Source organism: Duganella aceris (assembly GCF_011090165.1).
Taxonomy (GTDB): domain Bacteria; phylum Pseudomonadota; class Gammaproteobacteria; order Burkholderiales; family Burkholderiaceae_D; genus Rugamonas; species Rugamonas aceris.
The window spans coordinates 122,461-135,943 of the sequence record NZ_JAADJT010000005.1 but is presented as its reverse complement, the minus strand read 5'-3'; the positions used below and the strand labels follow the sequence as shown (position 1 = coordinate 135,943).

Annotated in this window: 14 protein-coding genes; 3 read left to right on the top strand and 11 right to left on the bottom strand. The window is 64.8% G+C overall.

Annotation, left to right across the window (positions count from 1 at the left end):
* Positions 1-42: 42 nt before the first annotated feature.
* Positions 43-1,113: a TIGR03118 family protein gene (locus GW587_RS12370; RefSeq protein WP_229259414.1), complete on the top strand. Its 1,071-nt coding sequence runs from the start codon at positions 43-45 to the stop codon at positions 1,111-1,113.
* A gap of 118 nt (positions 1,114-1,231) precedes the next feature.
* The gene (locus tag GW587_RS12365) at positions 1,232-1,855 is read left to right on the top strand and encodes a PEP-CTERM sorting domain-containing protein (protein ID WP_166103054.1); all 624 of its coding nucleotides are present in this window, start codon (positions 1,232-1,234) and stop codon (positions 1,853-1,855) included.
* A 96-nt stretch (positions 1,856-1,951) separates the two neighbouring features.
* Here GW587_RS12365 and GW587_RS12360 read toward each other — a convergent pair whose 3' ends face one another.
* From GW587_RS12360 to ppsA, 4 genes are all read right to left on the bottom strand, one after another.
* A complete protein-coding gene (locus tag GW587_RS12360) occupies positions 1,952-2,362 on the bottom strand; it encodes a DUF4259 domain-containing protein (RefSeq protein WP_166103051.1) in 411 nt (136 codons plus the stop codon).
* Positions 2,363-2,372: 10 nt separating this feature from the next.
* Entirely contained in the window at positions 2,373-3,323 is a 951-nt protein-coding gene (locus GW587_RS12355) for an SPFH domain-containing protein (protein ID WP_166103049.1), read from the bottom strand.
* Between the two features lie 23 nt (positions 3,324-3,346).
* Positions 3,347-3,772, bottom strand: coding sequence for an NfeD family protein (locus tag GW587_RS12350; RefSeq protein WP_166103046.1), 426 nt, complete (start codon positions 3,770-3,772; stop codon positions 3,347-3,349).
* Positions 3,773-3,926: 154 nt separating this feature from the next.
* On the bottom strand, positions 3,927-6,368 hold the full coding sequence (gene ppsA / locus GW587_RS12345; RefSeq protein ID WP_166103044.1) for a phosphoenolpyruvate synthase: 2,442 nt from the start codon (positions 6,366-6,368) through the stop codon (positions 3,927-3,929).
* A gap of 152 nt (positions 6,369-6,520) precedes the next feature.
* Between ppsA and ppsR the strand changes: the two genes are divergently transcribed.
* Positions 6,521-7,369 (top strand): posphoenolpyruvate synthetase regulatory kinase/phosphorylase PpsR, encoded by an 849-nt coding sequence (gene ppsR / locus GW587_RS12340; protein ID WP_166103041.1) that lies wholly within the window; start codon positions 6,521-6,523, stop codon positions 7,367-7,369.
* Here the strand turns inward: ppsR and GW587_RS12335 are convergent.
* The 7 genes from GW587_RS12335 to lpxD are packed head-to-tail and all read right to left on the bottom strand — an operon-like array spanning position 7,366 to position 13,470.
* A complete protein-coding gene (locus GW587_RS12335) occupies positions 7,366-8,565 on the bottom strand; it encodes an EAL domain-containing protein (RefSeq protein ID WP_166103038.1) in 1,200 nt (399 codons plus the stop codon). The two genes, ppsR and GW587_RS12335, sit on opposite strands and share 4 nt — an antisense overlap.
* 19 nt (positions 8,566-8,584) lie before the next feature.
* The gene (locus GW587_RS12330) at positions 8,585-9,370 is read right to left on the bottom strand and encodes a TrmH family RNA methyltransferase (protein ID WP_166103036.1); all 786 of its coding nucleotides are present in this window, start codon (positions 9,368-9,370) and stop codon (positions 8,585-8,587) included.
* Positions 9,367-9,987: a ribonuclease HII gene (gene rnhB, locus GW587_RS12325; protein ID WP_166103033.1), complete on the bottom strand. Its 621-nt coding sequence runs from the start codon at positions 9,985-9,987 to the stop codon at positions 9,367-9,369. The genes GW587_RS12330 and rnhB overlap by 4 nt, the downstream gene beginning before the upstream one ends.
* 10 nt (positions 9,988-9,997) lie before the next feature.
* Entirely contained in the window at positions 9,998-11,158 is a 1,161-nt protein-coding gene (gene lpxB / locus GW587_RS12320; protein ID WP_166103031.1) for a lipid-A-disaccharide synthase, read from the bottom strand.
* Positions 11,142-11,933, bottom strand: coding sequence for an acyl-ACP--UDP-N-acetylglucosamine O-acyltransferase (gene lpxA, locus GW587_RS12315; RefSeq protein WP_166103029.1), 792 nt, complete (start codon positions 11,931-11,933; stop codon positions 11,142-11,144). Before lpxA ends, lpxB begins: the two co-directional genes overlap by 17 nt.
* 2 nt (positions 11,934-11,935) lie before the next feature.
* Positions 11,936-12,421, bottom strand: a complete 486-nt coding sequence (gene fabZ / locus GW587_RS12310) for a 3-hydroxyacyl-ACP dehydratase FabZ (protein ID WP_166103026.1) — start codon at positions 12,419-12,421, stop codon at positions 11,936-11,938.
* Complete coding sequence (gene lpxD, locus GW587_RS12305; protein ID WP_166103023.1) at positions 12,418-13,470, bottom strand: UDP-3-O-(3-hydroxymyristoyl)glucosamine N-acyltransferase; 1,053 nt, start codon at positions 13,468-13,470, stop codon at positions 12,418-12,420. Before lpxD ends, fabZ begins: the two co-directional genes overlap by 4 nt.
* Positions 13,471-13,483: the final 13 nt, after the last annotated feature.

Below are 13,483 nucleotides of genomic sequence, written 5' to 3'. Positions count from 1 at the left end.
AATTAACAGCGCATCAACCCGCCGATCCGAAAGGAGACCGCCATGCGCACCGTTCCATCCCTCATCATTGCCGCCACCCTGACCGCCTGCGGAGGCGGGGGCGACGACATGCCCGTCACGCCCACGCCGCCCGTGGTCAGCAGCACCCTGTTCACCAGCACCAGCCTGGTCGCCGACGCCGGCGCCGCCGCCGCGCACAGCGACGCCAAGCTTATCAACCCCTGGGGCATCGCCTTCAATCCCACCGGCTTCGTCTGGGTCGCCAACAACGGCAGCGCCAGCTCCACGCTGTACGACGGCAACGGCGTGCCGCAATCGCTGGTGGTGGCCACGCCCGCCGCGCCGACCGGCATCGTCTTCAACGGCGGCAGCGACTTCAAGATCAGCCAGAACGGCGTGACCGCCGCCAGCCCGTTCATCTTCGCCGGCGAAGACGGCAGCATCTCGGCCTGGTCGCCGACCGTCAACCGCAACAACGCACTGACTGCCGTCGCCGCCCCGGCCGCGCCGGTGGTCTACAAGGGGCTGGCGATCGCCGCCTACAACGGCGCCAATTATCTGTACGCCACCGATTTCCATAACAACCGCATCGACGTGTTCGACGCCGCCTTCCACCGGGCGACGCTGCCGGGCGGCTTCCAGGACAGCTCGCTGCCGGCCGGCTATGCGCCGTTCGGCATCCAGGCCATCGGCGACCGGGTCTATGTCAGCTACGCGCAACGGGCCGCCGCCGGCGATGACGACGTCAAGGGCGCGGGCCTGGGTGCGATCGATGTGTTCGATACTGCGGGCAAGCTGGTCAAGCAGCTGGTGCGGGGCGGCGCGCTGAATGCGCCGTGGGGCATGGCGATGGCGCCGTCCAACTTCGGCACCTACAGTGGCAAGCTGCTGGTCGCCAATTTCGGCGACGGCAAGATCAACGCCTACGACCCCGAAACGGGCGCCTTGAGCGGCACCCTTGGCAAGGCCGGCGGCGCGGCGCTGGCGATCGATGGCCTGTGGGGCATCGCCTTCGGTCCCGGCGTCAACAGCCAGCCGACCAATACTCTGTTCTTCACCGCCGGCCCGGGCGACGAAGCACATGGCCTGTATGGACGGATTGATATGATGTGATGCAACAAAGATCAGAAAGTGACAAATGTCTCTGGTGGATGCTCGATTGCCAATATACAATTTGCATGTCTTTTGAGAAATGCAATTTTCCAATCAACAACAACACCGGGATGCCAAAATGAAAACCACGAAAATGATCAAATCCGTCATCGCCGCCGCCCTGCTGGCCGCCGGCAGCGCCTACGCCACCCCGGTGGTCAACCTGATTCAAAACGGCAGCTTCGAAGACAAGACCCAGGCCAACGGCACTTGGGACATCTACAGCGGCCTGGACCATTGGACCGCCGCCGCCCCAACCGGCGTCGAAGTGCGTCACAACGTGGTCGGCACGGCAGCGGACGGGGTCAACTTCGTCGAACTGGACACCTATGCCAATAGCTCGATCACCCAGGCGTTCCAGACGGTGGCGAGCCAGAAATACACGCTGACCTTCCAGTTCCAGAACCGCGACGGCGTGGCGACCTCGTCGCAAGGGCTGGATGTCAGCTGGGGCGGCACCACCTTCGCGTCGGTGGACAGCCTGCTGTACGGCAACTGGGAAACCCGCAGCTACACGCTGATCGGCAACGGCACGATGCAAGCGCTGACCTTCAGCGCCCACGGCAGCAGCGACGGCCTGGGCACCTCGCTCGACAACGTCTCGGTGACGGCAGCCGTGCCGGAACCGGAAACCTACGGCATGATGCTGGTGGGCCTGGCCGCGATCGGCTTCGTCGCCCGCCGCCGCAAAGCCGCCAAGTAAGTGAATGGCGGGGTCAGTTCCGGCAACGTGCCACAGGCTCAACCGTAGCGATCGCTACGGTTGAGCCTGTGGCACGTTGCCGGAACTGACCCCGCCCTACAGCCTGGCGCGCAGGTCTTCGACCGAGGCGCGCCAGGCTTCGTAGTGCTCGCTGTCTTCCCATAGCGCGCGCAGCTCGGAGTCGTCCGACAGGATGCGCTCCAGCGCGCGCGACGCCTTATCCGCCAGATCGGCGCGCGGCTTGGCCTTGGCCTTGCGCGCGTCCACCCATTCGTCCACCAGCGCGCTGTCCTCGCCGCGCTCGCCGCCCTTGCCTTGCAGCCGCGCCAGCACTTCGATCGCCACCAGCGCTTCGGCCGCGAACGGCGCCTCCAGCTCGCCGGCGCCGGCGTCCAGCGCGGTGTCGAGGGTATCCTCGATCGCGTCCATATTGCTCGTCTCGTGCAGATCCTGCGCCCAGTCCTGCGCGTAGTCGTTGCCGAAAGCGTCCACCGCCCATGTACCCATGCCCTGCTCCTTATGCTTTGGCGGGCTTGACCAGCGGCGCGTCTTTTTGCGACTTCACCACTTGCATCGCGGTCGCGATCAGGCCGCTCATCTCGCCCAGATTGGCCGGTATGATAATCGAATTATTGGTCTTGGCCAGCTGGCTGAATGCGCCGACGTATTGCTCGGCCACCTTCAGGTTGACCGCGTCCTCGCCGCCCGGCTCGCGGATCGCGGCGCCGACCTGACGCAGCGCGCTGGCGTTGGCTTCGGCCAGCGCGACGATGGCGGCGGCCTGCCCTTGCGCGCGGTTGATCGACGCCAGCTTGTCGCCTTCGGAGCGGGCGATCTGCGCCTGGCGTTCGCCGTTGGCGATGTTGATCTGCTCCTGCTGGCGGCCTTCCGAGGCGGCGATCAGCGCGCGCTTCTCGCGCTCGGCGGTGATCTGCGCCTGCATCGCGTGCAGGATCTCCTTCGGCGGCGTCAGATCCTTGATCTCGTAGCGCAGCACCTTGACGCCCCAGTTGGCGGCCGACTCGTCGATGGCGTTGACGATGGCGGTGTTGATGTGGTCGCGCTCTTCGAAGGTCTTGTCCAGCTCCATGCGGCCGATCACCGAACGCAGCGTGGTCTGCGCCAGCTGCGTGATGGCGGCGATGTAGTTCGACGAGCCGTACGAAGCGCGCATGGCGTCGGTGATCTGGAAGTACAGGATGCCGTCCACCTGCAATTGCGTGTTGTCCTTGGTGATGCAGACCTGCGGCGGCACGTCCAGCGGGATCTCTTTCAGCACGTGCTTGTAGGCGATGCGGTCGACGAACGGGATCACGATGTTCAAGCCCGGCCCCAGCGTGGCGTGGTACTTGCCCAGCCGCTCCACCACCCAGGCGTGCTGCTGCGGGACGACGTTGATGGTCTTGAAGACAAACACCAGCGCCAGGATGAACAATATAAAGGTGACGTTGCCGAAACTGATATCCATGAATGCTCCCCGTGTGATTGATCTTAAGCCGCGACGATCAGGCGGCTGCCGCGCACTTCGCGTATCGTGTACTGCCCCGGCGCAGGCGTAGCCCCCGGCTGGAGTTCGACGTCCCACAGCGCGCCGCGATACATGACGCGCGCCGCGCCGTCCTGCCACGCCGGCACGTTGACGGTCTGGCCGATGTCGAGATTGACGTTGGGATCGCGTCCGGCGTCGCTGCGCGCGGCGACCAGTTTGCCGAAGCGGCTGCGGCGCAGCAGCACGGTGGCGGCGACGCCGATCACGGCGGCCGTCAGCGTCTGCGTCGCCAATCCAAAGCCCAGCAGCGCGGCCAGCACGCCGGCGCCGAGGCCGATGGCGATCATCAACAGGTAGAAGGTGCCGGTGAACAGCTCAAAGATCACCGTCACGCCGGCGGCGGCAAGCCAGTAGCTCCAGTCAGCCATGATGTACTCCTCTCGTTTGAAAATGCAAAAACCCCCGCGTCCCGGTGCGGGCTGCGAGGGTTTTTACTGCGGGGCAGATGGTTTTGATAGAGTTATTTGCAACTAAATTCGATAACTCCAGTCTAAACCATTTTCCGCTTGCGTCAATACTTTATTATTTTTGCAGCGCCGCCAGCTTCTGCCAGGTGTCGATTACCGAGTCCGGATTCAGCGACATCGATTCGATGCCCTGCTCCATCAGCCACACCGCGAAGTCCGGGTGGTCCGACGGCCCCTGGCCGCAGATGCCGATGTACTTGCCGCGCTCGCGGCAAGCCTTGATCGCCAGCGACAGCAAGGCTTTCACCGCCGGGTCGCGCTCGTCGAAGTCGGCCGCCAGCAAGGCCATGCCGGAGTCGCGGTCCAGGCCCAGCGTCAGCTGGGTCAGGTCGTTGGAGCCGATCGAGAAGCCATCGAAATGGTCGAGGAACTCGTTGGCCAGGATGGCGTTCGACGGCACTTCGCACATCATGATCAGACGCAGGTCGTTTTCGCCGCGCACCAGGCCGTTCTTGGCCAGCAGGCCGACGACTTTCTCAGCCTGGCCCAGGGTCCGCACGAACGGCACCATGATCTCGACGTTGGTCAGGCCCATGTCGTTGCGCACGCGTTTCATGGCCAGGCATTCCATCTCGAACGCGCCGGCGAAATCGGCCGCCAGGTAACGCGCCGCGCCGCGGAAGCCCAGCATCGGGTTTTCCTCGTCCGGCTCGTAGCGCGAACCGCCGATCAGCTTCTTGTACTCGTTGGACTTGAAGTCCGACAGGCGCACGATCACCGGCTTCGGCCAGAACGCGGCCGCGATGGTGGCGATACCCTCGGCCAGCTTGTCGACGTAGAAGGCTTTCGGCGAGGCGTGGCCGCGCGCGACCGACTCCACCGCTTTCTTCAAGTCGGCGTCGATGTTCGGGTATTCGAGAATCGCCTTCGGGTGCACGCCGATGTTGTTATTGATGATGAACTCGAGACGCGCCAGGCCGACGCCGGCGTTCGGCACCGACTGGAAGTCGAACGCCAGCTGCGGGTTGCCGACGTTGAGCATGATCTTGGTGGCCAGCTTCGGCAGTTCGCCGCGCGCCACTTCCGAGACTTCGGTTTCCAGCAGGCCGTCGTAGATCTTGCCTTCATCGCCTTCGGCGCAGGACACGGTGACGAAGGTGCCGTCCTTCAGCACTTCGGTGGCGTCGCCGCAACCGACGACGGCCGGCACGCCCAGTTCACGCGCGATGATCGCCGCGTGGCAGGTGCGGCCGCCGCGATTGGTGACGATGGCCGAGGCGCGCTTCATCACCGGTTCCCAGTTCGGGTCGGTCATGTCGGCGACCAGCACGTCGCCCGGCTGCACGCGTTCCATGTCGGCCGGATCGTGGATCACGCGCACCGGACCGGCGCCGATCTTCTGGCCGATGGCGCGGCCGGAGGCCAGCACCGTGCCGGACGATTTCAGCTTGAAGCGCTGCTGCACGTCGGTCGCCTTCTGCTGCGACTTGACGGTTTCAGGACGCGCCTGCAGGATGTACAGCTTGCCGTCGCGGCCATCCTTGCCCCACTCGATGTCCATCGGACGGCCATAGTGGTTTTCGATGATGACGGCGTACTTGGCCAGCTCCACCACTTCCTCGTCGTTCAACGAGTAGCGGTTGCGCAGTTCGACCGGGACGTCGACCGTCTTCACCGAGCGGCCGGCCTTGGCCTCGTTGGTGAATTCCATCTTCAGCAGCTTGGAGCCGATGTTGCGGCGGATGACAGGCGATTTGCCTTTTTCCAGCATCGGTTTGTGGACGTAGAATTCGTCCGGATTGACCGCGCCCTGCACCACGGTCTCGCCCAGGCCGTAGCTGGAGGTGACGAACACCACGTCCTTGAAGCCGGACTCGGTGTCGATGGTGAACATGACGCCGGCCGCGCCCAGGTCGGAGCGGACCATGCGCTGCACGCCGGCCGACAACGCGACTTCGGCGTGGGTGAAGCCCTTGTGCACACGGTAGGAGATGGCGCGGTCGTTGTACAGCGACGCGAACACGTGCTTCATCGCGTCCAGCACGTTCTCGATGCCGACCACGTTGAGGAAGGTCTCCTGCTGGCCGGCGAAGGACGCATCCGGCAAATCTTCGGCGGTGGCCGAGGAGCGCACAGCGAACGACATCTCGGTGCTGGAATCGGCCACCAGTTTATCGTAGTAGGTCTTGATTTCCTCGGCGAGGCGCGGCTGGAACGGCGTTTCGACGATCCACTGGCGAATCTCGGCGCCGGCCTGCGCCAGCGAGCGCACGTCGTCGATGTTGAGGTCCGCCAGACGGTCGGCGATGCGCTCGGCCAGCGGCTTGCCGCCGTCGATGCTGAACGACAGGAAGTCGCGGAACGCTTGCGCGGTGGTGGCGAAGCCGCCAGGCACGCGTACGCCCGCCTCAGCCAGTTGGCTGATCATTTCGCCCAGGGAGGCGTTCTTACCGCCGACCGATTCGACATCGGTCATGCGCAAGTGTTCGAACGATGCGACATAGACCGCGTCGGCTGAATTTTCCTGCTGCTGCTCCTTCAATGCTGCGTTAGACATAGTGACACCTTTTTGATGATAGAAATCTTCCAGCGAGGCGCAGACTTGTTTCTTGTTATTCTGGTCGTCGTGCAGCACAATCTTACCTATGGCGATCATTCTACAGCCTGTTGCTCAAATTGACGATTCACAATCCTGACAGGCTCCTCTACATGACTCAAGAACAACGACCCTCCCTGCCGAGCGCGGCCCGCACCGTGTTTTTCGTCTCGGACGGCACCGGCATCACGGCTGAAACCTTTGGTCACTCGGTGCTGACCCAATTCGAACTGCGCTTCCGCCAGGTGCGGCTGCCGTTCATCGATACGCTGGACAAGGCGCACGACGCGGTGCGCAAGATCAACGAGGCGTTTGCTACCGACGGTCAACGGCCGATCATCTTTTCCACCCTCGTGAAAACCGAGTTGTCGGACGTCATACGCGCCTGCAAGGGCATGTATATGGACATGTTCCAGACCTTTGTTGCACCACTGGAACAGGAACTGGGGGTCAAGTCGACCCACACCATTGGGCGTTCGCACAACATCGTCGACAGCGAGGAATACAAGAACCGCATCGAGGCGATCAACTTCTCGCTGGCGCATGACGACGGGCAGTCGCACAAGAACCTGTCGTCGGCCGATGTGATCCTGGTCGGCGTCTCGCGCTCGGGCAAGACGCCGACCAGCCTGTATCTGGCGATGCAGTACGGGATCAAGGCGGCCAACTATCCGCTGATTCCGGACGATTTCGAGCGCGGCCGCCTGCCGTCGTCGCTGTACGAGTTCAAGTCGAAGATATTCGGATTGACGATCACGCCGGAGCGGCTGTCGGAGATCCGCAACGAGCGGCGCGCCGGCAGCAAGTACGCGGCGCTGGAAAACTGCCGCTACGAGGTCAACGAGGCGGAGATGATGATGAAGCGCGAAGGCATCCGCTGGCTGTCGTCGACCACCAAGTCGATCGAGGAGATCTCCACCACCATCCTGCAGGAGATCAAGCCGAACCGACGCGAATATTAAAAGAAGTGCTGCCAGTCGGCCAGCCAGGCCGGGAATTCCTCCAGCGGCATCGGCTTGGCGATGTAATAGCCCTGGGCGTAGGTGCAGCCCAGGCCTTGCAGGAAGTCCCAATCCTGTTTGGTCTCGACGCCGACCGCGACCGAGCGCCGGTCCAGGCTGCGCGCCAGGCCGAGACAGGAGCGCAGCACGGTGCCGATGGCCTGCTTCTTGGAGGCGCCGTCGACGAAGCTGCGGTCGATCTTCAGCTCCGAGAACGGGATGCGCGCCAGCAGCTGCAGGTTGCTGCGGCCGGTGCCGTAGTCATCGATCGCCAGGCCGAAGCCCTTCATCCGCAGCCGCAGCAGGCGCTCCAGGAAATGCGGATCGGTGGTCAGCACCGCCGACTCGGTCATCTCGAAGGTTATATAGTCCGGCATGATGCGATGCCGCGCCAGACACGCCCCGATCTGGTCCATGAACTGCGGATGCGCCAGCGTGCCCTGGTCGACATTGATCGAAAACGAAATCGGTATCCCCTGGTCGTGCAGCGTGCGGCAGGCGGCGACCGATTTTTCGATCATGCTCCAGTCGAGGAAATCGATACGCTTGTTCTCCTCCAGCGCCTGCATGAACGAGGCCGGGCCGAGCACGCCGTACAGCGGATGGCGCCAGCGCGCGAACATCTCCAGGCCTTTGACCTGGCCGGTCTCCAGCTCGATCTTCGGCTGGAAGAAGGGATCGAACTCGCGCGCCTGCAAGCCCTGCCCCACTTCGGCGAACGATAGCGGCTTGTCGGCCGCGCGCGCGGCGGGCTTGTCTGCGGGCGCCACGTAATGGGTGATCAACGCTTCGAGGCGGGCGCCGATCACCGGCTTGCCGATCGCGCCCAGCACGTTGATGCCATAGGCGTCGGCCATGCTTTCGACCGAGAACAGCACCGCATTGGTCTGCGCGCCGACGATGATGATGCCGGCGCGGCAGCGCGCGTCGGCCAGGCGGCGGATCAATTCCAGCGCGTCCATGCCGGGCAGGGCCAGGTCGATGATGGCGATGTCCACGGCGGGCGTGATGCCGGCGCTGAAGTGGCGCAGCGCGGTGTGGCCGTCCGGCGCCTGCGTGATGCGGCCGACGCCGAGGTGCACCAGGATATCGGCCAGCGCGTGGCGTTGGACCTGATCCCCCTCGGCCACCAGAAAGTGCAACTGCGCGATATCCATGTACGGCTCCAATGACAGATTAAGCTTGATTCTGCCTTACTTGTTCGAAAAAGCATACCGCCGCGCATGCGGCGACGTTCAGCGACTCGACCTGGCCCAGATGCGGAATCACCACCTGGTGGGTCGCCATCGCCAGCAGGTCGTGCGCCACGCCCTGCCCTTCGTGGCCGAACAGCCAGGCCACCGGCTGGCGCAGGTCGACGTCGTACAGGCGCTGCGTGGCGTAGCCGCTGGTGGCCAGCGTCTGCACCCGGGCTTCGCGCACCAGCGCGGCCAGGTCGACGTTTTCAAAGATATCGAGCACGAAGTGCGCGCCCATCGCCGCGCGCAGCACCTTCGGCGACCAGCAGAACGCCGAGCCGGCGCTGCAATACACCTGGGTGATGCCGGCCGCCGCCGCGCTGCGCAGGATGGAGCCGACGTTGCCCGGATCCTGCACGCCGTCCAGCAGCACCGCCGATACCGACAACGGAGCGGTCACGGCGCGCTCCGGCGTGGCGATCAGGAACATCACGCCGACGCCGTGTTCGACCTGGCTGACGGCGTTGTACAGCGCGTCCGGCAGTCCCAGCACGTGCGCATGTTTCGCTTCGAGCTGGCCGACGATGTCCATCACTTCGGGATTGAGCAGCGCCGATTCGCTGACCACGCATTGCTCCGGCATGCCGCGCAGTTGCAGATACGATTCGCACAGGTGGACGCCGTCGAGCAGCGTGCGGCCGGCCTTGCGGCGCGCCGACGAACTGCCGGCCAGCTTGACCAGTTCCTTGTATTGCGCGTTGTCGCGCGAGGTGATGGTCTTCACAGGCTCACCTCCAGCAGCGCGCGCACCGGCGCGAACGAACGGCGGTGCACCGGCGACGGTCCGTGCTCGCGCAGGCGCTCCAGGTGCAGCGCGGTGCCGTAGCCTTTGTGCTGGTCGAAGCAGTACTGCGGATACAGGGTGTGCAGGTTCACCAGCGCGGCGTCGCGCGCGGTCTTGGCCAGGATCGACGCGGCGGAAATCGCGTCGACCTTGTCGTCGCCGCCGATGATGGCGATGCTCTGGATCTTCATCACCGGGCAGCGGTTGCCGTCGATCAGGGCCAGCGTCGGCACGGTCTTCAGCGCCTCGACCGCGCGCCGCATCGCCAGCATCGACGCCTGCAGGATATTGAACTTGTCGATTTCCTCTTCCGACGCCTCGGCGATGGCCCAAGCCAGCGCGTGCGCCTTGATCAGCGGCGCGAGCATATCGCGCTTGGCTTCGGTCAGCTTCTTCGAGTCGCGCAGGCCTTCGATCGGGCGCGAGACGTCGAGGATGACGGCGGCCGCGAACACCGGGCCGGCCAGCGGCCCGCGCCCCGCCTCATCGACGCCGCAGATGATTTCATCGAGCGAGGATGGCAGGTCGTCGAACAGGCCGGATTGTTGGTTTTTCACGTTGATACTCTTATCTGTTAATGACGCGCAGCACCGCCGCCGCGCTCTCCACCGCGCTGTTGCGCAGCAGGCTGTGATGCATGTCGGTGAAGCGCTGCGCCAGCTGCAAACGGTGCGGCACGTCGCTCAGCTGCTTCCACATCGCGTCGCACAGCGCTTGCGGATTGGCGGCGTCCTGCAGCAGCTCCGGCACCAGGAACTCGCGCGCCAGGATGTTCGGCAGGCCGATCCACGGCTGGTAGCCGAAGTGGCGCAGGATCTGCCATTCCAGCGCCATCATGCGGTAGGCGATCACCATCGGCTTCTTGAACAGCGCCACCTCCAGCGAGGCCGTGCCGGACGCCACCAGCACCGCGTCGGCGGCGGCGATCGCGGTGTGCGACTGGCCGTCCAGCAGCTGGATCTCGACGTCCTGCAGGCCGGCTTGCGCCACCAGCTCCAGGAAGTAGGCGCGCTGACGCTCGCCGGCCATCGGCGCGACGAACTTCAGCGAACGGTCGCGCTGCTTCAGCAGCTTGGCCGCGCCGACGAAGGCCGCCGTGTTGTACTTCAGTTCCGACATGCGGCTGCCCGGCATGATGGCGACCACGTTGGCGTCGTGCGGCAGGCCGAGCGCGGTGCGCGCGCCCAGCTCGTCCGGCACCATCGGCACCAGCTCGGCCAGCGGATGGCCGACATAGCTGACCGGCACGCCGGCCTGACGGTAGATCTCTTCCTCGAACGGGAACACCACCAGCATGTGCGACACGGCCCGGATGATCTTCTTGATCCTGCCGCCGCGCCAGGCCCAGATCTGCGGTCCGATGTAGTGAATGGTCGGAATCCCGGCCGCCTTCAGCTGCTCTTCCAGCCCGAGGTTGAAGCCCGGGTAGTCGGCGCCGATGAAGGCCGCCGGCCGCTCCGCCAGCAGGCGGTCACGCAGTTCGTTCTGGATGCCCTTGATTTCGCGATAGCGCGGGATCACGGCCAGCAGGCCGCGCACCGTCAGCTTGTCCATCGCGTAGTGCGATTCGAAGCCCTGCGCCATCATGTGCTCGCCGCCGATGCCGTGGAAGCGCGCGTCCGGCAAATGCGGCCGGAGGCCCGACAACAGCCGCGCCGCCAGCAGGTCGCCGGACGGCTCGCCGGCCACCAGCGCGATCGAGGCCGGCAAGTTAGCGGACGATGCCACGGCTGGCGGTGCCGAGGAAGTCGCGCATGGCACGGATGTGCAGCGCCACGTCGGCCGGGCTGGACTCTTCTTCGGCGATCAGCGCCGCCTTGGCCTCTTCCAGCGTCAGGCCGGAACGGTAGATCAGCTTGTACGCGGCGCGGATGCCGTTGATCTGCTCGCGCGTGAAGCCGCGCCGTTTCAGGCCTTCGATGTTGACGCCGTGCGCCTGCGCCGGATTGCCGTTCAACAGCACGAACGGCGGCACGTCCTGCGTCAGCGAGGTGCTCATGCCGACGAAGGCGTGCGCGCCGATCTTGCAGAACTGGTGCACGTTGGCGAAGCCGCTCATGATCACCCAGTCGCCGATCTCGACGTGGCCGGCCAGCTGCGCGTTGTTGGAGAAGATCGTGTTGCTGCCGACCTGGCAGTCATGCGCCAGGTGGACGTAGGCCGAAATCCAGTTGTCGTTGCCCAGCGAGGTCACGCCCTTGTCCTGCACCGTGCCGGTGTTGAAGGTGCAGAACTCGCGGATGGTGTTGCGGTCGCCGATGGTCAGGCGGGTCGGTTCGCCGGCCCACTTCTTGTCCTGCGGCGCGGCGCCGATCGACGAGAACTGGAACAGCTTGTTGTCGCTGCCGATGGTGGTGTGGCCTTCGATCACCACGTGCGGACCGACCACGGTGCCCGAGCCGACGACGACATTGGGACCGATGACGGTGTACGGGCCGACTTCGACGCTTTCGTGGAGTTCGGCCCGAGGGTCGACGATGGCGGAGGCGTGGATCTTGGCCATGATTACTTCCCTGGCGCCTGACTGGCGTCGGCGACGTTACGGATGGTGCACATCAGTTCCGCTTCGACCGCGACCTGGCCGTCGACGCTGCCGACCGCCTTGTATTTCCAGATGCCGCGCGCGTTGCGCAGGATCTCGATGTCCATCTTCAGCTGGTCGCCGGGGCCGACCGGGCGCTTGAAGCGCGCGTTGTCGATGCCGACGAAGTAGACCACCGAATTCTCGTCCGGCTTGATGCCCATGGTCTTGAACGACAGCAGCGCCGCAGTCTGCGCCATCGCCTCGATCATCAGCACGCCCGGCATCACCGGCTTGTGCGGGAAGTGGCCGTTGAAGAATTCTTCGTTGACGGTCACGTTCTTGATGGCGGTGATGGACTTGCCCTCTTCGTACGAGAGCACGCGGTCGACCAGCAGCATCGGATAGCGGTGCGGCAGGTAGGACTTGATCTCGCAGATGTCCATGGTCTTGATGTCGGTAGTGGTCATGATTCGTCTTCAGTTCGTGTTTTAATGGTTTTTTCCAGCGTGCGGATTTTCTCGCGCATGGCCGGCAGGTTGCGCACGATGGCGGCCGATTTTTCCCAGTCGGCGTTTTTCGCCAACGGATAGAAGCCGGTGTACTGGCCCGATTCCAGGATGGAGCGCGACACCATGCTGCCCGAGCCGACGTGCACCTTGTCGGCGATGGTCAGATGGCCCAGCACCATGGCGGCGCCGCCGAAGGTGCAGTACTTGCCGATCTTCGCGCTGCCGGCCACGCCGACGCAGCCGGCCATCGCCGTGTGCGCGCCGATGTGGCAGTTGTGGCCGATCTGGATCTGGTTGTCCAGCTTGACGCCGTCCTCGATGATCGTATCGGCCAGCGCGCCGCGGTCGATGGTGGTGTTGGCGCCGATGTCGACGTCGTCGCCGATCATCACGCGCCCGGTCTGCGGGATCTTGATGTAGACGCCGCCCTCGTTGGCGAAGCCGAAACCGTCGGTGCCGATCACCGCGCCGGAATGAATGATGCCGCGCGCGCCGATCTGGCAATACGCGTGGAAGGTGACGTTGGCGAACAGCTGGGTGCCGTCGCCGATCACCGCCTCGCGGCCGATGAAGCAACCGGCGCCGATCACCGCGCCCTCGCCGATCACCGCGCCGTCCTCGATCACCGCGCGCGGGCCGACGTGGGCGCTGGCCGCGACCTGCGCGCTGTCGGCCACCACCGCCGTGGCGTGCACGCCGGCCGGCGGCACGATCGCCGTCAGCGCGGCGAAATACTGCGCCGCGCGGGCGAAATACACGTAGGGGTTGTGGGTGACGATGCGCGCGCCGGCGTAACCGGCGGCGATATAAGCGTCGTCGGCGGCCGACACGATCAGTGCCGCCGCCTGGCTTTGCAGCGCCTGCGCGCGCAGTTTGCTATTGCTGAGAAAGCTGATGTGCGAAACGCCGGCGTCCGTCAATGGCGCGATCCCGGTCACTTCCAGGTTCGCGTCTCCCATCAACTGCCCGCCCAAGCGTTCGACCAATGCTCCTAGTCGAGTGCCCATCGGGGGTCCAATC